General features: G+C 72.7%; 15 protein-coding genes. 12 read left to right on the top strand and 3 right to left on the bottom strand.

What is annotated here, in order from left to right; genetic code table 11:
• The first annotated feature begins 22 nt into the window (after positions 1 to 22).
• The 4 genes from ACZ63H_RS19220 (at position 23) to ACZ63H_RS19205 (ending at position 2212) form a co-directional block, all read left to right on the top strand.
• Entirely contained in the window at positions 23 to 451 is a 429-nt protein-coding gene (locus ACZ63H_RS19220) for a hypothetical protein (RefSeq protein ID WP_469866493.1), read from the top strand.
• 59 nt (positions 452 to 510) lie between these two features.
• On the top strand, positions 511 to 1083 hold the full coding sequence (locus ACZ63H_RS19215) for a GNAT family N-acetyltransferase (protein ID WP_469866491.1): 573 nt from the start codon (positions 511 to 513) through the stop codon (positions 1081 to 1083).
• 75 nt (positions 1084 to 1158) lie between these two features.
• Positions 1159 to 1752 (top strand): hypothetical protein, encoded by a 594-nt coding sequence (locus ACZ63H_RS19210; RefSeq protein WP_469866489.1) that lies wholly within the window; start codon positions 1159 to 1161, stop codon positions 1750 to 1752.
• A 250-nt stretch (positions 1753 to 2002) separates the two neighbouring features.
• Positions 2003 to 2212: a DUF6191 domain-containing protein gene (locus tag ACZ63H_RS19205; RefSeq protein WP_469866487.1), complete on the top strand. Its 210-nt coding sequence runs from the start codon at positions 2003 to 2005 to the stop codon at positions 2210 to 2212.
• A 13-nt stretch (positions 2213 to 2225) separates the two neighbouring features.
• On the opposite strand, the gene ACZ63H_RS19200 is transcribed toward ACZ63H_RS19205, so the two are convergent.
• Together ACZ63H_RS19200 and ACZ63H_RS19195 are read right to left on the bottom strand one after the other, a co-directional pair.
• Positions 2226 to 3377 carry a PQQ-dependent sugar dehydrogenase gene (locus tag ACZ63H_RS19200; protein WP_469866485.1) on the bottom strand — a complete coding sequence of 384 codons (1152 nt, stop codon included), beginning with the start codon at positions 3375 to 3377 and terminating at the stop codon, positions 2226 to 2228.
• Between the two features lie 227 nt (positions 3378 to 3604).
• On the bottom strand, positions 3605 to 4603 hold the full coding sequence (locus ACZ63H_RS19195) for an aldo/keto reductase (RefSeq protein ID WP_469866483.1): 999 nt from the start codon (positions 4601 to 4603) through the stop codon (positions 3605 to 3607).
• A gap of 75 nt (positions 4604 to 4678) precedes the next feature.
• On the opposite strand from ACZ63H_RS19195, the gene ACZ63H_RS19190 reads away from it, so the two are divergent.
• The 6 genes from ACZ63H_RS19190 to serA all read left to right on the top strand — a co-directional run bounded on the left by ACZ63H_RS19190 (position 4679) and on the right by serA (position 14744).
• Positions 4679 to 5656: a 2-hydroxyacid dehydrogenase gene (locus ACZ63H_RS19190; RefSeq protein WP_469866481.1), complete on the top strand. Its 978-nt coding sequence runs from the start codon at positions 4679 to 4681 to the stop codon at positions 5654 to 5656.
• 385 nt (positions 5657 to 6041) lie between these two features.
• The gene (locus ACZ63H_RS19185) at positions 6042 to 9140 is read left to right on the top strand and encodes a putative bifunctional diguanylate cyclase/phosphodiesterase (protein WP_469866479.1); all 3099 of its coding nucleotides are present in this window, start codon (positions 6042 to 6044) and stop codon (positions 9138 to 9140) included.
• A gap of 243 nt (positions 9141 to 9383) precedes the next feature.
• The gene (locus ACZ63H_RS19180; protein ID WP_467941359.1) at positions 9384 to 11234 is read left to right on the top strand and encodes an acetolactate synthase large subunit; all 1851 of its coding nucleotides are present in this window, start codon (positions 9384 to 9386) and stop codon (positions 11232 to 11234) included.
• A 29-nt stretch (positions 11235 to 11263) separates the two neighbouring features.
• Positions 11264 to 11788, top strand: coding sequence for an acetolactate synthase small subunit (gene ilvN, locus ACZ63H_RS19175; protein ID WP_356860857.1), 525 nt, complete (start codon positions 11264 to 11266; stop codon positions 11786 to 11788).
• Between the two features lie 116 nt (positions 11789 to 11904).
• Entirely contained in the window at positions 11905 to 12903 is a 999-nt protein-coding gene (gene ilvC, locus ACZ63H_RS19170; protein ID WP_030614409.1) for a ketol-acid reductoisomerase, read from the top strand.
• A gap of 251 nt (positions 12904 to 13154) precedes the next feature.
• The gene (gene serA, locus ACZ63H_RS19165) at positions 13155 to 14744 is read left to right on the top strand and encodes a phosphoglycerate dehydrogenase (protein ID WP_469866476.1); all 1590 of its coding nucleotides are present in this window, start codon (positions 13155 to 13157) and stop codon (positions 14742 to 14744) included.
• A 344-nt stretch (positions 14745 to 15088) separates the two neighbouring features.
• Here serA and ACZ63H_RS19160 read toward each other — a convergent pair whose 3' ends face one another.
• Positions 15089 to 16372, bottom strand: a complete 1284-nt coding sequence (locus ACZ63H_RS19160; RefSeq protein WP_469866474.1) for a PucR family transcriptional regulator — start codon at positions 16370 to 16372, stop codon at positions 15089 to 15091.
• Between the two features lie 164 nt (positions 16373 to 16536).
• On the opposite strand from ACZ63H_RS19160, the gene ACZ63H_RS19155 reads away from it, so the two are divergent.
• Both ACZ63H_RS19155 and pruA read left to right on the top strand, forming a co-directional pair.
• On the top strand, positions 16537 to 17463 hold the full coding sequence (locus tag ACZ63H_RS19155) for a proline dehydrogenase family protein (RefSeq protein WP_469866472.1): 927 nt from the start codon (positions 16537 to 16539) through the stop codon (positions 17461 to 17463).
• A 39-nt stretch (positions 17464 to 17502) separates the two neighbouring features.
• Entirely contained in the window at positions 17503 to 19134 is a 1632-nt protein-coding gene (gene pruA / locus ACZ63H_RS19150) for an L-glutamate gamma-semialdehyde dehydrogenase (RefSeq protein WP_469866470.1), read from the top strand.
• Positions 19135 to 19232: the final 98 nt, after the last annotated feature.

The following is a 19232-nucleotide window of genomic DNA, read 5'->3' as shown; positions in this document are numbered from 1 at the left end:
GCGGGAGGTACGCTCGCCCGCCATGAGGGGAAGCACCGATGCCGGCGTCGAGCCCGCGACCACGCAGGCCGTGGAAGAGCCGGGAGGCGCCGGGGAACCCGGGGACGCCGGGCAGCGCACCGGGGGCGTGGGGGAGTACGCCGGGGACGCGGGGGAGCGCACCGGGGACGCCGACGGGTACGCGGGGGATGCCGAGGAGGGCGTCGGGGACGCCCGGCGGGCCCGCTGGCTGGCCGTCGGCACCGGGGCGCTGCTGGCCTGCGCGGGGCTGGCCGCCGCGCTGCTGAGGGCCGCCGGAGCCGCCCCGGCGGTCGTGCCCGCTGCCTACGCCCTCGGCGCCGCCGTGTGCGTCCCGGCGGCGGTGCTCGGCGGCCGGGGCCGTACCCGCAGGGCCCTGTGGCTGCTGGTCGCGGGCACGATGATCATGGCGCTCGGGGACCAGTTCGACTGACGTATTTTTGCCGTACCGGCCGGATCCGGGCGGACGAACTGCGGAAGGAAGAGCGGCGGATGTACGCGACATCGCTCGGTGACGACGGCGCCGAACTGCGGCCCCTGGAGGTGTGGCACGCGGAGGAGCTGCTGGAGAACATCGACCGGGGACGGGAGTTCATCGGCCGGCACGTGGGGCTCGCCGACGTGGTCTGCGATCTCGACGGGGCCCGGTCCTGGCTGAGGTCCTACGCCGACAAGCGCGCCGCCGACGCCGGCAGCCTGCACGGGATCTGGCTGGACGGCAAGCTCGTCGGAGGGCTGCTGTTCCGGGTCTGGGACACCCCGAGCGGGGTCTGCGAAGCCGGCTGCTGGCTGGAGCCGGGCGCGGCCGGGCGCGGGCTGGTCACGCGCGGCATGCGGACGCTGCTCGACTGGGCCTTCGAGGAGCGCGGCATGCACCGGGTGGAGTGGCAGGTCTCCTCGGCCAACGAGCCGAGCATCGGCGTGGCCCGGCGGCTGGGCATGACCCGCGAGGGCGTGCTCCGCGAGAACTACCCGCACCGGGGCGTGCGCACCAGCACCGAGATCTGGGCGGTGCTGGCCCCGGAGTGGCGTGCGGCACGCGCGCGTACCGCACGGAACGACTGAGGGATCCCGGCGGTCGCCGAGCGGTCACGGCGATCATTAAGGGACCTCTCAGACAGCGTCCGTACGGTGCCGGGCATGGCAACGAAGACAGCGGAAGGCGCTGAGACCGCCGGCACCGGCTCCGGTACCGAGGCGCACGAGGACGACGGGACGACCACGGCCGGCACCGGGGCCGTCGAGGAGAACGGGGAGAACGGGGAGACCGGGCCCGGCACGGCCGGCGAGGACGCCGGGGAAGTCGCGGACGCCGGGGAGGGAGAGGCCGGCAAGAAGTCCTCCGGGGTCGGCCAGGGCGCCGGTGCCGTCGTCTCCGCCGCGCTGGGCCTGGTCTCGCTCACCGGCGGCTGGACCGGCACCGTCGCCGCCGCCCGCGAGCAGCTCATCGGCCAGCTGCGGACGTCCACCGACGCGAGCGTGGGCACCCAGCTCAAGGAGGTCTACGGCGACGCCTGGCACACCACCGCCCTGTGGGCCGGCCTGTTCGCGCTGGCCGCGCTGATCACCGCCGTGGTCGTGCTGGTCCGGCCCGCCTTCGGCACCCCCGGCCGGCCGCAGGCCGCCTGGATCAGGTCGGTGGCCTGGGCGGGCCTCTCGCTCGGCGTCATCGGCCTGCTGCTGGCCGTCCTGAAGTACTCCGACGCCCTGCTGGGCCTGCCCTCCACCGGCTGACCGACCGCGGGATTCCCGGGGCCTCAGGGCGTTCCGCGCACCGCGCGGGGCGTCCTGGGGCCCCTTGCGCGTGCGTGCGGTCGGCCGGGCGACCGCCGGACAGCCGAGGAGCTGTTCATCTCGCCGAAGACCGCGAGCGTCCACGTCTCCCACGTCCCGGGCAGGCTCGGCCCGGTCATGGCCGGGACGCTCGCTGCCGGAACGACCGGGTGAGACCTACGCTGGAGAAAACCGGCAAAGAGGGGGAGCCGTGTTCAACGTCTTCGAGGACCTGTTCGCACCCGGCCGCAAACACACCCGGGACGAACAGAACCGGCTGGAGCTGTCCCGGGAGGACGTCGGCGACAACGACCCCGGTCACGGTCCCATAGACCTGACCTCCGGCAAGGCGGTGATACGACTGTCCCCGCCCGCCCGGCCCGACGAGGAGCCCGGGCCCGGCACCGGCGACACCGACTGACCCGGGGCCGGCCCTAGCGCACCTGGAGCTCCAGTACCCGGTCGTCGCCCTTCCCGGGATCGCCCCGGCCGTCCGTCTCGCTGGTCACGAGCCAGAGCCGGCCCGTGCCCGCCGGGGCGACCGTGCGCAGCCGGCCGTAGGCGCCGGTGAGGAACGCCTGCGGGGCGGCGGAGGCCGCGACACCGTCCAGCGGGACGCGCCACAGGCGCTCGCCGCGCAGCCCCGCCATCCAGATCGCGCCGTCCACGCAGGCGATGCCACTGGGGGAGGCCTCGTCGGTGTGCCACTGGGCCACGGGGTTCTGGAAACCGGCGTCGGAGGAGCGGCCCTCCGCCTCCGGCCAGCCGTAGTTCCCGCCCGGCTTGATCGCGTTCAGCTCGTCCCAGGTGTCCTGGCCGAACTCCGAGGCGAACAGGCGCTCGTGGCGGTCCCAGGCCAGGCCCTGGACGTTGCGGTGGCCGTAGGAGTACACGACGGAGCCGGGGAACGGGTTGCCGGGCGCCGGTTCGCCGTCCGGGGTCATCCGCAGGATCTTCCCGCCGAGCGAGGACCGGTCCTGTGCCAGGCCCCGCTTGCCGCTCTCGCCGGTGCCCGCGTAGAGCATGCCGTCCGGCCCGAACGCGATCCGGCCGCCGTTGTGGACGGTGCCCTTGGGGATGCCCTTGAACACCGTGTCGGGAGCGCCGAGCTGCTCACCGGCCGGTTTCCGCTCGTCGTAGCGGACCCGGACCACGCGGTTGTCGGAGGCCGAGGTGAAGTAGGCGTAGACCATGCGGTCCGAGGCGTAGCCGGGGGACAGCGCGATGCCCAGCAGCCCGCCCTCGCCGGCCGGGGAGACCCCGGAGACCGTGCCCAGCACCGTCGTCCGGCCGGTCTTCGCGTCGATCCGGCTGATCGTGCCCTCGTCCCGGGAGGACACCAGCAGATCACCGCCGGGCAGCGGGGCGAGCCCCCATGGCGACTTCAGCCCCTGCGCCACCGTGCGCAGCACCTTCACCGACCCCTTGGCCGGGGCGGCCGGCCCGGTGTCCCGCGAGGCGGTGTCCCCGCCGGACGCGGTGACGCCCGGCGCCCGGCCCGGGGACGTTCCGCCCCCGGAGGAGCAGCCGGCCGCCAGCAGCAGGGCGGTCACGGCCAGCACGGCGGGTACAGCTCGACGTCGCACGATCACGGTTCCCTTCGAGACGGCGGACACCACGACGGCCCACCCGGCACGCTACTCCCGCCCGCCGGGGGGCCGTTGCCGTGCCACCGACGGCCGGTGCGCGTCGCGGAAGGCGGTCGCGCGCCCCGGACGGCCGTCGGGTGCCGCCGGGGGCCGTCGCCGGACCCCGGCCCCCGGAATCCCCGGTCGCCCCGCCCCGGCCCCCGGCCCCTCGCCGGCCGGAGACCTCAGTCCCAGGACCCCTGGGCCGCCGGCAGCCGGGACACCTCCGCGAGATCCTGCGCGGTCAGCCGCAGGGCCGCGGCGCCCGCGTTCTCGGCGGCCCAGCGCTCCCGCTTGGTGCCCGGCACCGCGATCACATGGCGGCCCTGCGCCAGCACCCAGGCGAGCGCCACCTGCGCCGGGGTGACCCCCTCGCCGTGCCGCCGCGCGATGCGCCGCAGTCCCGCGACGATCGGCTGGTTGGCCGCCATCATCTCGGCCGTGAACCGGGGGTGCCGGGCCCGCACGTCGTCCGGCTCGAACCCCTCTCCCGGCGTCAGCGTGCCGGTCAGGAAGCCGTTGCCCAGCGGCATCGCCGCGAGGAAGCCCACCCCGCGCGCCTCGCACCACGGCACCAGCGCCCGCAGCGCCTCCGGCGACCACACCGACAGCTCCGCCTGCACCGCGCTCACCGGGAACACCTGCTGGATCCGCTGCAACCGGCGCAGCGTCCCGTCGTACGGTCCCGCGCCCGAGCGGCGCCCGCCGCGCGCCCCCAGCGCGCACAGCCCCAGCGCCCGCACCTTCCCGGCCCGCACCAGGTCCGCCATCGCGCCCCACGTCTCCTCGACGGGCACCTCGGGGTCGGTGCGGTGCAGCTGGTACAGGTCGATCACGTCCGTCTGGAGCCGGCGCAGCGAGGCGTCACAGGCCCGCCGCACGTAGCCGGGGCGGCCGTTGGCCACGATGTGCTGCTCGCCCACCAGCAGCCCCACCTTCGTCGCCACGAAGGCGTCCGCGCGCCGCTCCTTGAGCACCCGGCCCAGCAGCAGCTCGTTGGTGAACGGTCCGTACATGTCCGCGGTGTCCAGGAGGTCCGAGCCGAGGTCCAGCGCCCGGTGCACGGCTTTGACCGACTCCTCACCCCGTCGCCGGGATGCGGTGTACGCCCAGTTCATCGGCATGCATCCGAGTCCGACGGCCCCCACCGCGAGTCCCCCCGCGCCGATCGTCCTGCGCTCCACCTGCTCGTGAACCTCCCTCTGCCCGGCCACCAACCTAACCTCTGCGCCCGCGCGTGCCTGACATAGCCTCCTGGCATGACTTCACAGGTGTGGCTTCCCATTCCGCCCGAGGAGATCGAGGGGCTGCCCGAGGGGCCCCGGTACCTGTTCTGGGACGGGGGCGCGGACGGTGAGCGGCCGTTCCCCGGCGACCCGGCTCAGTGCGCGGTGTACGTGGTGCCGTACATGAAGCCGCTGCCGGTCCGGGTGGCTCCGCTGGCGCGGCTGACGAACGTCCGGGTCATCCAGACGCTCACCGCCGGCGTCGACGACATCACCGCGCGGCTTTCGGACATCGCGCCGGGCGTACGCCTGTGCAACGCGCGGGGGGTGCACGAGACCAGCACCGCCGAGCTGGCGCTCACCCTGACCCTCGCCGCGCTGCGCGGCATACCGGAATTCGTCCGCGCCCAGCAGCGGGAGCGCTGGGTGGGCGGGTTCCACCCCTCCCTTGCCGACAAGAACGTCCTGATCGTCGGGTACGGGGCCATCGGCGCCGCCATCGAGGACCGGCTCGCGCCCTTCGAGGTCGCGCGGGTCGCACGGGTCGCACGCTCCGGTCGCACGGTGGCGCGCGGTCCCGTGCACCCGATCGCCGATGTGCCCTCTCTGCTTCCGCACGCGGATGTCGTGATCCTGTGCACCCCCCTCACGGAAGACACCCGGGGACTCGTGGACGCCGCCTTCCTCGCCCGCATGAAGGACGGCGCGCTGCTCGTCAACGTCGCGCGCGGGCCCGTCGTGGACACCAAGGCGCTCCTCGCCGAACTGGAACGGGGCCGGATCACGGCGGCCCTGGACGTGACGGACCCCGAGCCGCTGCCCGCCGGCCACCCCTTGTGGCAGGCGCCGGGCGTGCTGATCAGCCCGCATGTCGGCGGGCCCTCCTCGGCCTTCCTGCCCCGCGCCAAGCGGCTTCTCGTCGACCAGCTGACCCGGTTCGTGAACCACGAACCCCTGCGGAACGTGATCCTTACGACCGGTCCCGAAACGGGGGGAGCAACCGGGCGCTAGGCGCCTTCCGGCACCCTCCGCAATCTTTCGGGCGCACCGCGTACCGGCATACGCCCTGGTCGTCACGGAGCGTAGAGAAGCTATGTCCCTGAGTGACGATCCTGGTGTATCGTCCCGGGCAGGGGCTGCGCCGCTGACGTTCGGCGCCGGGGATGGACATTTCAGATTCGTGAGGGGGGCGACGGGCGATGCACGGCCTATGGACGAACGATCCGACGCGGCGGAGCCGCCGACGGCGACCCTGGCGCACGGCCGCGCGCAGGCGCGGCCATCACACCAGCCATCACAGCCACCACCAGCGCAGGTACAGCGGCCGTCGCCGGACCGCGTACACGGCGCACCGGGACCGTCAGGACCGGGGAACGGCACGGACCGGGAGGCCCCGGTGAGTGCCCCGACCTCCTTGACGACCCCCCTCGGCGGCGCGGTGCGCGCACCGCACCCGCACGAGGCACCGCCGCCCCGCCGGCCGGCCGTCGCCGAGAACCGGCGCCTGGTGGAGCAACTGGTCCTCGCCCTGGTCTGCGCCGCCTACGCCGGCGGAGCCGCCTTCGGCTGGGGCTCCGACCGGGTCGCGGACGTGATGGGCGACTTCGGACTGAGCGCGGCGGCGGCCGCCGCCGCCGTCTCCTGCTTCCTGTACGCCCGCGGCCCGCGCGTCCGCTTCCGGTCCGCCTGGCTGCTGTTCGCCCTCTCGGCGACGATGACCTCGCTGGGCAACGCGGTCTGGGGCTGGTACGAGGTCGCCCTGGACGCCGAGGTGCCCAGCCCCAGCTACGCCGACCTGTTCTTCCTGTGCTTCGCGCCGCCCGCCATCGTGGGCCTGCTGGTGCTAGCCAAGCGGCCGGCGTCCCGCGCGGGCTGGATCTGTCTGGGACTGGACGCCTGGCTGATCGGCGGCTCGCTGCTCACCCTCTCGTGGAGCCTCGCGCTCGCCCAGGCGGCCCGGATCGACGGGTCGAGCGTGGCGCACGCGGCGCTGTCGCTGGCGTACCCGCTGCTGGACATCGCCCTGGTCAGCATGGTGCTCGCGCTGCACTTCCGCCGGGCGCCGGGCAACCGCACGGCGGTGAACACCGCGATCGGCGCGCTCGCGCTGACCGTGATGTGCGACGCGCTGTTCACCTCGCCGCTGCTGCACAGCAGCTACCGCTCCGGCCGGCTGCTGGACGCGGGCTGGTTCGCCGGTTCGCTGCTGCTCGCCTACGCCCCCTGGGCCGCCCCGCGGCGGCACGGCGGGCAGGAGGCGCGCGCCTCCGACGGGCACACGCGCGTCGTCCACGAGCACGTGCCGGGCCAGCGCGCCACCGGCCAGTGGAGCACGGGCCAGCGAAGCGCGGGGCAGTGGAGCACGGGCCAGTGGAACGCCGGCCAGTGGACCACCGGGCACCAGCACCCGCCGGCGCTGCCGGCGCCGGGCGCCGAGCACCCGCGGTACCCGTCCGGCCGGCCGCTCACCGGCTCCCTCGCCGCGCTCACCCCGTACCTCGCCGCGGCCGTGTGCACCCTGGGCATCCTGTACAACGTCCTCAACGGCCGCAGGCCCGACCACGTCGTCCTGATCACGGCGGGCGCCGTGGTGCTGGCCCTCGTCATCCGGCAGGGCATCATGCTGCTGGACAACATCACCCTCACCCAGGAACTGGCGCAGAAGGAGAACCACTTCCGCTCCCTGGTGCAGGGCTCCAGCGACGTCATCATGATCGCCGCGCCCAACGGCGTCCTGCGGTACGTCTCCCCGGCCGCCGCCGGGGTGTACGGCAGGCCCGCCGAGGAACTGGTGGGCACCGAGCTGGCCGCCCTCATCCACCCCGAGGACCTGGGCTGCGTGGTGCACGAGGTGCGCCGCTTCCTCGCCGCCAGCCCGGTGCAGGAGCCCACCACGCGCATCGAGTGCCGGTTCCGCTCCGGCGACGGCGGCTGGCTGAACGTCGAGTCGACCGTCAACCGCCACCACGGCGGGCTGATCTTCAACAGCCGGGACGTGACCGAGCGCGTCCGCCTCCAGGCGCAGTTGCAGCACAACGCCGAGCACGACCCGCTGACCGACCTGCCCAACCGCGCGCTGTTCACCCGGCGCGTGCAGCAGGCCCTGTCCGGCCGCCGGGCCACCGACCGGGGCGCGGCCCTGCGCGGTACGGCGGTGCTCTTCATCGACCTGGACGGGTTCAAGGCGGTCAACGACACGATCGGGCACCAGGCCGGCGACGAACTGCTCATCCAGGCCGCCCGCAGACTCCAGGAGGCCGTCCGGCAGGGCGACACCGCCTCCCGGCTGGGCGGCGACGAGTTCGCGGCCCTGATCGTCGGCGACGGCACCCGGGACCGGGCCGCCCGCGAGCGGAACATCCTGGAACTGGCCGACCGCCTGCGGGTGACCCTCTCCCAGCCGTACGTCATCGACGGCAACGACGTCCGGGTCGCCGCCTCCATCGGCGTCGCCTTCGCCGAGCCGGGCATCGGCGCGGGCGAGCTGCTGAGAAACGCCGACCTGGCGATGTACCGCGCGAAGTCGGCCGGGAAGGGCCGGGTCGAGCTGTACAAACCGCAGATGCAGCAGGACGTCGTCCGCAAGGCGGAGCTGGCCACGCGCCTGCGCGCCGCGCTGCACGACGGCGAGTTCACGCTGCTGCACCAGCCGGTGGTGTGCCTGGAGAGCGGCCGGATCACGACCGTCTCCGCGCAGGCCCGCTGGCGCTCCTCCCAGGGGGTGCTGTTCACCCCGGCGGAGTTCCTGCGGGTGGCCGACGACGTCGACAAGACCGCCGAGCTGGACCGCTGGCTCCTCCAGGAGGCCGTGCGGCAGGCGGCCGAGCGGGCCGCCGCCGGGGTCGCCGTGCCGGTGACGGTGCGGATGAGCGCCCGCCGGCTGGTGGACCGCTCGTCGCCGCTGGGCTCGGTGGAGGCGCTGCTGGCCCGGCACGGACTGCCCCCCGGGGCGCTGGTCGTGGAGCTGTCCGACACCGACCCGCGGGTCTCGCTGGACGAGCTGGAGCGGCGGCTGACCGCGCTCAGCCGGCTCGGGGTGCGGATCGCGCTGGACGGCTTCGGCAGCGGCTACGCGGCCATCACGGCCCTGCGGCGGCTGCCCGTGGACGTCCTCAAGCTCGACCGCGGCCTGGTCGAGGGCGTGGTGGAGTCCGCGCGGCTGCACAAGATCACCAGTGGTCTGCTGCGGATCGCCGGGGATCTGGGCCTCCAGTCGGTGGCCGAGGGCGTCGACCTGCCCGAGCAGGTGGCCGCGCTGCGGGCCATGGGCTGCACCCACGGCCAGGGTATGGCGTTCGCCGGTCCGCTGGACGAGTACCGGCTGCGCCGGGCGCTCGGATCCGGCCACTACCCGGTGCCGCACGCCCCGGCCGAGCCCGCGTTCGCGGGCAGCGCGAGGGAGCCGAACGGGATGTACACGGGGGGTGTTCCCGCCGTCTTCGGAGGCGGCGGCGCCCTTCGCTCACATTCTGAGACGCCCGTCCCACCCACTTGACACGTGGTGCGTGCCGGGGGGAGGGTCAGTTCCATGCGCACCCGAATTCTCGTACTTGGACAGCGCGTCGGCTGAGCTGGGACCCACCGGAGAACGTTCCGGAATCCCCAGCGACCTCACCGGCGCGCTCCCCTCGCTTGCCTTGCGGCACGAGGGGTTTTTTGTTGCACGAGTGCCGTTCGTGCAGCACCCCAGATCCGCCCGTACCTCGCAAAAACCCTCAGCATCGAGAAGAGAATGCCGATGACCGAGCAGGCCACCGGGGCCCACCATCCGCAGCCGCGGCCCCGTTCCGGAGGACAGCAGTCCGCCCCCGTCGAGCACGTCACGGGTGCGCAGTCCCTCATCCGCTCCCTCGAGGAGGTCGGCGCGGACACGGTATTCGGCATTCCCGGCGGCGCGATCCTCCCGGCGTACGACCCGCTGATGGACTCCACCCGGGTGCGGCACGTCCTGGTCCGGCACGAGCAGGGCGCGGGCCACGCGGCCACCGGCTACGCGCAGGCCACCGGCAAGGTCGGTGTCTGCATGGCGACCTCGGGTCCGGGCGCCACCAACCTGGTCACGCCGATCGCGGACGCGCACATGGACTCGGTGCCGCTGGTCGCGATCACCGGCCAGGTGGCCTCCAAGTCGATCGGCACGGACGCCTTCCAGGAGGCGGACATCGTCGGCATCACCATGCCGATCACCAAGCACAACTGGCTGGTCACCAAGGCCGAGGACATCCCCCGGGTGATCGCGCAGGCCTTCCACGTCGCCTCCACCGGCCGGCCGGGCCCGGTCCTGGTCGACATCGCCAAGGACGCCCTCCAGGCCAAGACCACCTTCTCCTGGCCGCCGGTGATGGACCTGCCCGGCTACCGCCCGGTGACCAAGCCGCACGCCAAGCAGATCCGCGAGGCCGCCAAGCTCATCACCGCCGCCCGCAAGCCGGTGCTGTACGTCGGCGGCGGCGTCCTGAAGGCGCAGGCCACGGCCGAGCTGAAGGTCCTCGCCGAGCTGACCGGCGCCCCGGTGACCACCACCCTGATGGCGCTCGGCGCGTTCCCCGACAGCCACCCGCTGCACGTCGGCATGCCCGGCATGCACGGCAGCGTCGCCGCGGTCACCGCGCTGCAGAAGGCCGACCTGATCGTGGCCCTCGGCGCCCGCTTCGACGACCGCGTCACCGGAAAGCTGGACAGCTTCGCGCCCTACGCCAAGATCGTCCACGCGGACATCGACCCGGCCGAGATCGGCAAGAACCGCGCGGCGGACGTGCCGATCGTCGGCGACGCCCGCGAGGTCATCGCCGACCTGGTGCAGGCGGTGCAGAAGGAGCACAGCGAGGGCCACAAGGGCGACTACACCGCCTGGTGGAGCGACCTGAACCGGTGGCGCGAGACCTACCCGCTCGGCTACGACCTGCCCGAGGACGGCTCGCTCTCCCCGCAGGCGGTCATCGAGCGCGTCGGCCGGCTCGCCCCCGAGGGCACGATCTTCGCCGCGGGCGTCGGCCAGCACCAGATGTGGGCCGCGCACTTCATCCAGTACGACCGGCCCGCCACCTGGCTGAACTCCGGCGGCGCCGGGACGATGGGCTACGCGGTCCCCGCCGCCATGGGCGCCAAGGCCGGCCGCCCGGAACAGACCGTGTGGGCGATCGACGGCGACGGCTGCTTCCAGATGACCAATCAGGAACTGACCACCTGCGCCCTGAACAACATCCCGATCAAGGTCGCCGTCATCAACAACGGCGCCCTCGGGATGGTCCGCCAGTGGCAGACCCTCTTCTACAACCAGCGCTACTCCAACACCGTGCTGCACAGCGGCCCGGACGACGTCGACCCGGCCGCCCGGGGCACCCGGGTGCCGGACTTCGTGAAGCTGGCGGAGGCCATGGGCTGCGTGGCCCTGCGCTGCGAGCGCCCCGAGGACCTGGACAAGGTCATCGAGGAGGCCAACTCCATCAACGACCGCCCGGTCGTCGTCGACTTCATCGTCCACGAGGACGCGATGGTCTGGCCGATGGTCGCCGCCGGCACCTCCAACGACGAGATCATGGCCGCCCGGGACGTCCGCCCCGACTTCGGCGACAACGAAGACGACTGACCGTCAACAGGCAAGGAAGAGCAACCACCATGTCCAAGCACACGCTCTCCGTCCTGGTGGAGAACACGCCGGGCATCCTCGCCCGGATCGCCGCCCTGTTCTCCCGGCGAGGCTTCAACATCGACTCGCTCGCGGTCGGCGTCACCGAGCACCCCGACATCTCCCGCATCACCATCGTGGTGACCGTCGAGGACCTGCCGCTGGAGCAGGTGACCAAGCAGCTCAACAAGCTCGTCAACGTGCTGAAGATCGTCGAGCTGGAGCCGGGCCAGGCCGTGCAGCGCGAACTCGTCCTGGTGAAGGTCCGCGCCGACAACGAGACCCGCTCCCAGATCGTGGAGATCGTCCAGCTGTTCCGCGCCAAGACCGTGGACGTCTCCCCGGAGGCCGTGACCATCGAGGCCACCGGTTCCGGCGACAAGCTGTCCGCCATGCTCAAGATGCTGGAGCCGTACGGCATCAAGGAGCTGGTCCAGTCCGGCACGATCGCGATCGGCCGCGGTGCCCGTTCGATCACGGACCGCTCGCTGCGCGCCCTCGACCGGACGGCGTAAGACCCGGTACGGGCGGCCGGCGATCAACGGCCGCCCGTATCCCGAGACCCCCGAACTTCCCTCCCGCCCGCCGTCATACGGTGGGACGCACCACCAGCACACAAGGAGAACCCAAAGTGGCCGAGCTGTTCTACGACGCTGACGCCGACCTGTCCATCATCCAGGGCCGCAAGGTCGCGGTCATCGGCTACGGCAGCCAGGGCCACGCCCACGCGCTGTCGCTGCGCGACTCCGGTGTCGACGTCCGTGTCGGTCTGCACGAGGGCTCGAAGTCCAAGGCCAAGGCCGAGGAGCAGGGCCTGCGCGTGGTCACCCCGGCGGAGGCCGCCGCCGAGGCCGACGTCATCATGATCCTGGTCCCGGACCCGATCCAGGCACAGGTCTACGAGGAGTCCATCAAGGACAACCTCAAGGACGGCGACGCGCTGTTCTTCGGCCACGGCTTCAACATCCGCTTCGGCTTCATCAAGCCCCCGGCCGGCGTGGACGTCTGCATGGTCGCCCCGAAGGGCCCGGGCCACCTGGTCCGCCGCCAGTACGAGGAGGGCCGCGGCGTCCCGTGCATCGCCGCCGTGGAGCAGGACGCCTCCGGCAACGCCTTCGCGCTGGCCCTGTCGTACGCCAAGGGCATCGGCGGCACCCGCGCCGGCGTCATCAAGACGACCTTCACCGAGGAGACCGAGACCGACCTCTTCGGCGAGCAGGCCGTGCTGTGCGGTGGCACCTCGGCGCTGGTGAAGGCGGGCTTCGAGACCCTGGTCGAGGCCGGCTACCAGCCGGAGATCGCCTACTTCGAGTGCCTGCACGAGCTGAAGCTGATCGTCGACCTCATGTACGAGGGCGGCCTGGAGAAGATGCGCTGGTCCGTCTCCGAGACCGCCGAGTGGGGCGACTACGTCACCGGCCCGCGCATCATCACCGACGCCACCAAGGCCGAGATGAAGAAGGTCCTCGCCGAGATCCAGGACGGCACCTTCGCCCGGAACTGGATGGACGAGTACCACGGTGGCCTGAAGAAGTACGACGAGTACAAGAAGCAGGACTCCGAGCACCTGCTGGAGACCACCGGCAAGCAGCTGCGCAAGCTGATGTCGTGGGTGGACGAGGAGGCCTGACCCGGCCTCGCGTGGCGGTGTCCCCAGGTCCGGGGGCACCGCCACGCGGCTTCCCGCCCGGGCTCCGTACAAAGTGGAGCCTCTCATCCGGGTGATCCTTCCGCGGAGGCGTAATACGGATCGCGCCGCGCCACTACACTTCTGCACAACACGCGTCAGGCCCACAGCGTCGTGCGTCTTCCGCGGCTAGCCCCCCTCCACCGCCTGCGGCCGTCGGGACGGCCGTCCGCATCGCACATGTGAGGACTCACGTGAGCTCGAAACCTGTCGTACTCATCGCTGAAGAGCTGTCGCCCGCCACCGTCGACGCACTCGGTCCGGACTTCGAGATCCGGCACTGCAACGGAGCGGACCGCTCCGAGCTGCTGCCGGCCATCGCCGACGTGGACGCGATCCTCATCCGCTCGGCCACCAAGGTCGACGCCGAGGCCATCGCCGCCGCGAAGAAGCTCAAGGTCGTCGCGCGAGCCGGCGTCGGCCTGGACAACGTCGACGTCGCCGCCGCCACCAAGGCCGGCGTGATGGTCGTCAACGCCCCCACCTCCAACATCGTGACCGCCGCCGAGCTGGCCTGCGGTCTCCTGCTGTCCACCGCCCGCAACATCCCGCAGGCCAACGCCGCGCTGAAGAACGGCGAGTGGAAGCGCAGCAAGTACACGGGTGTGGAGCTGGCCGAGAAGACGCTGGGTGTCGTGGGCCTGGGCCGCATCGGTGCCCTCGTCGCGCAGCGCATGTCCGCGTTCGGCATGAAGGTCGTCGCCTACGACCCCTATGTGCAGCCCGCGCGGGCCGCGCAGATGGGCGTCAAGGTGCTGTCGCTGGACGAGCTGCTGGAGGTCTCCGACTTCATCACCGTCCACCTGCCCAAGACCCCCGAGACCCTCGGCCTGATCGGCGACGAGGCGCTGCGCAAGGTCAAGCCGAGCGTGCGCATCGTCAACGCCGCGCGCGGCGGCATCGTGGACGAGGCGGCGCTGTACGCGGCCCTGAAGGAGGGCCGGGTCGCCGGCGCCGGCCTGGACGTGTACGCGAAGGAGCCGTGCACCGACTCCCCGCTGTTCGAGCTGGACCAGGTCGTCTGCACCCCGCACCTGGGCGCGTCCACCGACGAGGCGCAGGAGAAGGCCGGCATCGCCGTCGCCAAGTCCGTCCGCCTCGCCCTGGCCGGCGAGCTGGTGCCGGACGCGGTCAACGTCCAGGGCGGTGTCATCGCCGAGGACGTGAAGCCGGGCCTGCCGCTGGCCGAGCGCCTCGGCCGGATCTTCACCGCGCTGGCCGGCGAGGTCGCGGTCCGCCTCGACGTCGAGGTCTACGGCGAGATCACCCAGCACGATGTGAAGGTGCTGGAGCTGTCCGCGCTCAAGGGCGTCTTCGAGGACGTCGTGGACGAGACCGTGTCCTACGTCAACGCGCCGCTGTTCGCCCAGGAGCGCGGTGTCGAGGTGCGCCTGACCACCAGCTCGGAGTCGGCCGAACACCGCAACGTGGTGACCGTGCGCGGCACGCTGGGCACCGGCGAGGAGGTGTCGGTCTCCGGCACGCTGGCCGGCCCGAAGCACGTCCAGAAGATCGTCGCGGTCGGTGAGTACGACGTCGACCTCGCGCTCGCCGACCACATGGCGGTGCTGCGCTACGAGGACCGTCCGGGTGTCGTCGGCACCGTCGGCCGCATCCTCGGCGAGGCGGGCATCAACATCGCCGGCATGCAGGTCGCCCGTGCGGCGGTGGGCGGCGAGGCGCTGGCCGTCCTGACCGTGGACGACACGGTGGGCGCCACCGTGCTGGCCGAGCTCGCCGCGGAGATCGGGGCCACGTCGGCCCGGTCGGTCAACCTGGTCTGAGCACCGCGGAAGACGCCGGACGGGCCGACTCCTGTCGGCCCGTCCGGCGTCTTCCCGTTCACCGCGTCCGCGCGCCGCTCCTCCGCAGCGTGACCCCCGCCCCCGGCGTCACGGCCCCGCGATCGCCGCCCCGTGCGGAGCCCGGACCACGTCCCCACCGCCGACCCGGGCCGTCGTCCGCCCCACCGCACGCCGACGCGTGGGGCCTCGGCCCGCACGGGGCGCTGCTCGTCCGCCCGGACGGTCATGTCGCCGCCCGCCCCGCCGGCGCCGACGCCCTCCACCGGGACCTCGCCGCGATCACCGGCAGGGCGCCGCCCGCGTGAGGGCCTGCCCGGCGAAGCTCACAGCCGGGCCCGCTTCAACGCCATGTGCAGCAGCAGCCGGTCCTCGCCGTCGTCCAGGTCCAGGCCGGTCAGCTGCTCCACCCGGGACAGCCGGTAGTACAGCGTCTGGCGGTGGATGCCCAGCTCCGACGCCGTACGGCCGGCCTGCCCCGCGCAGTCCAGGTAGACCTCCGCCGTGCGGGCCAGCTCCCCGTGGGCGGGGGAGAGGAGCGAGCCGACCACCCTGTCGTGCGCGCTCTCCGGCGGCAGCGCGGTCAGCAGCCGGTACGCCCCGATCCGCGCCCACCGGGCCACCGGCCCGAGCCGCGGCTCGGCCAGCGCGGCGCGCGCGGCGTCGAGGGCCTGCTGCCAACTGGCGCCCAGCTCGGCGAGGCCGGTGCCCGGCTCCCCGATGCCGGCGGCGCACCCGGTGGCCCGGGCGGCCGGTCCGGCCGCCGCGCCGGGCCGCGCCGCCACCGCCGCCGCGGTCCGCGCCCCGGCCCCGCGCGTGCGCGCCCCCCGCGACTCCTCGGCCTCCTTCAGCAGCCGGGTGGCCGCGGCCGTCGCGGGGGCCGTCGTGTCCGCGCTGCGCAGCCGGACCAGGACCGCGAGGCTCAGGCCGGCCGCCCCCCACGGCAGTGTGCACAGGGCCGTGGCGTGCGGGACCGTGCGCGGGGCGGGGACGTCGTCCGGGTCCGCCGACGGCCAGGGCGCCACGCAGACCAGCGTGTGCGGGCCGTCGGCGCGGGGGCCGAGCGCGGTGCGCAGTTCGGCCACCGCCATGTCCCGCTGCCAGCCCCGGTCCGCGGTGAGCACCGCCCGCAGCTCCCGGCTCAGTCCGGCCCCGGCCTCCGCCTCGTCCGCGAGCAGCGCGCCGATCCGGTCCGCCACCCCCATGGCCGCGGTCAGCTGGGCGTCCGTCGGTCCCGGGTCGCCGTCCAGCAGCCAGACGTAGCCGAGGACGACGCCCCGGTGGCGCACGGGCAGGCAGATCCGGCCCCGGTAGACACCGGCCTGCGGACTGGGCGGGATGCGCACCGGCGCGATCGCCCGGGTGATGCCGAACCCCTCGAACCAGGCCCGGACGGTGGCCGTGGAGCGCCGGGTCAGGATCGAGCGGGTGCGCACCGGGTCCAGCGCGGACGGGTCCAGCTCGTCCTCGCTGTCGTAGGCCCCGAAGGCGATCAGCTCGAAGTCGCGGTTCTCCAGGGTCGCGGGCACCCCCAGCAGCTCGGAGATCTCGTCCACCAGCTCCTGGTAATCCGCCTTGAATTCAGCCGCCACCCGGGCATTCTCCCCCATTTCCCGGCCACCTTCATACATCTGTCTGAGATCCGGAGCGTGGATGCGTGACAGCTGTCGATGGCCCAGGATCGGAGAGATCCATAGGTTTCACGGTGGTTCTCCGTGCCGTACCCGAATCGTCGGGTGGCGGTCCCTTTGGTGCTTGTCTGTGGAGGTGCCCCGTGCTGGGTCCCGTGATTCTCGCCGCGTCGCGCAGCGACCGGATGCGACGCCTGATCTCGGCGGCCCCGGTGACCAAGCAGGTCGTCGACCGCTTCATACCCGGCGAGGCCGTGGCCGACATCGTCCCGATCATCGAGGACCTGACGGCCAAGGGCCTGGAGCTGACGATGGACGTCGTCGGCGAGGACATCACCACCCCGGAGCAGGCCACCGCCGCCCGGGACGCCTACCTGGAGCTGATCGACCGCCTCAAGGGCCTGGAGCTGGGCGAGAAGGTCGAGATGTCGGTCAAGCTGTCGATGTTCGGCCAGGCGCTGGAGGGCGGCCACGAGCTGGCCCTCGCCAACGTCCGCCCGGTCGTCGAGGCCGCCGCCGCCATCGGCACGACGGTCACCCTGGACGCCGAGGACCACACCACCCTCGACTCGATGTTCGCCATCCACGAGGAGCTGCGGAAGGACTTCCCGCAGACGGGCTGCGTCATCCAGGCCTACCTGTTCCGCACCGAGGCCGACGCCCGCCGCCTCGCCGCGGCCGGCAGCCGGGTGCGCCTGGTCAAGGGTGCCTACAAGGAGCCCGCCGAGGTCGCCTACCAGCAGAAGCACGAGATCGACAAGGCCTACGTGCGCATCCTGCGGATCCTGATGGAGGGCGAGGGCTACCCGATGATCGGGTCCCACGACCCCCGTCTGATCGCCATCGCCCAGGAGCTGGCCCACCAGGCCGGCCGTAAGCTCGACGAGTACGAGTTCCAGATGCTGTACGGCATCCGGAGCGAGGAGCACCTGCGGCTGGCCGCCGAGGGCCACCGCATGCGCGTCTACACCGCCTACGGCACCGACTGGTACGGCTACTTCATGCGCCGCCTGGCGGAGAAGCCCGCCAACCTGCGGTTCTTCCTCCGTTCCATGGTCAGCAAGGGCTGAGCCCCACCACCCGCTCACGTACAAGGAGTTACGGATCTCATGGACGCTGTGACCCAGGTCCCCACCCCCGTCAACGAGCCGGTGCACGGCTACGCCCCCGGTTCGCCCGAGCGCGCCCGGCTGGAGGCCAAGCTCAAGGAGCTGGCCGAGAACCCGATCGACCTGCCGATGACCATCGGCGGCGAGAAGCGGCTGGGCGGCGGCGAGCCGTTCGAGGTCGTGCAGCCGCACAACCACAAGGCCGTCCTCGGCACCGGCCGGCACGCCACCCGGCAGGACGCGCAGGACGCCATCGACGCGGCCCTGGCCGCCGCCCCGGCCTGGCGCGCGATGTCCTTCGACGACCGCGCCGCGATCATCCTGCGCGCCGCCGAGCTGCTGGCCGGCCCGTGGCGCGAGACGATCGCCGCGTCCACCATGCTGGGCCAGTCCAAGACCGCCCAGCAGGCCGAGATCGACAGCCCCTGTGAGCTGGTCGACTTCTGGCGCTTCAACGTCCACTACGCCCGCCAGATCCTGGCCGAGCAGCCCCCGGCGAACTCCCCGGGCGTGTGGAACCGCCTGGACCACCGCCCGCTGGAGGGCTTCGTCTACGCGATCACGCCGTTCAACTTCTCGGCGATCGCGGCGAACCTGCCCACCGCCCCCGCCCTGATGGGCAACGTGGTGGTCTGGAAGCCGTCCCCGACCCAGACGCACGCCGCCGTGCTGCTCATGCGGCTGCTGGAGGAGGCGGGCCTGCCCAAGGGCGTCATCAACCTCGTCACCGGCGACGGCATCGCGGTCTCCGAGGTCGCCCTGGAGCACCGGGACCTCGCGGGCATCCACTTCACCGGCTCGACCAAGACCTTCCAGTACCTGTGGAAGACGGTCGGCAACAACATCGAGAAGTACCGCTCCTACCCGCGTCTGGTCGGCGAGACCGGCGGCAAGGACTTCCTGGTCGCCCACCCGTCGGCCGACCGCGCGATCCTGAAGACCGCCCTGACCCGGGGTGCCTTCGAGTACCAGGGCCAGAAGTGCAGCGCCACCTCCCGCGCCTACATCCCGGCCTCCATCTGGAACTCGGGCTTCAAGGAGGAGTTCGCGGCCGAGGTCGACTACCTCACCATGGGTGACGTCACCGACCTGTCGAACTTCCTCGGCGCCGTCATCGACGACCGCTCGTTCGCCAAGAACAAGGCCGCCATCGACCGCGCCAAGGCCGACCCCGCCTGCACCATCGTGGCCGGCGGCTCCTACGACGACTCGGTGGGCTACTTCGTCCGCCCGACCGTCATCGAGTGCACCGACCCGGAGAACGAGGTCTTCACCACCGAGTACTTCGGCCCGATCCTCGCGGTGTACGTCTACGAGGACGACAAGTACGACGAGATGCTGACCCAGATGGAGTCGGTGTCGGACTACGCCCTCACCGGTTCGGTCATCGCGAACGACCGCGCGGCGGCGGCGTACACGATGGAGAAGCTCCGCTTCGCCGCGGGCAACTTCTACATCAACGACAAGTCGACCGGCGCCGTCGTCGGCCAGCAGCCCTTCGGCGGCGGCCGCGCCTCCGGCACCAACGACAAGGCCGGTGCCCCGCAGAACCTCCTGCGCTGGACCCTGACCCGCGCCATCAAGGAGACCCTGGTCCCGCCGACCGACTACACCTACCCGCACATGGGCTGACCGCCCCCGCGATCCCGGCCCGGGGGGGGGGGGGGGGGGGGGGGGGGGGGGGGGGGGGGGGGGGCGGAGGGGGGGGGGGGGGGGGGGGGGGGAGGCGC

Source organism: Streptomyces sp. NPDC104831, assembly GCF_055583025.1.
This window is presented reverse-complemented; position numbering and strand designations above follow the sequence as displayed.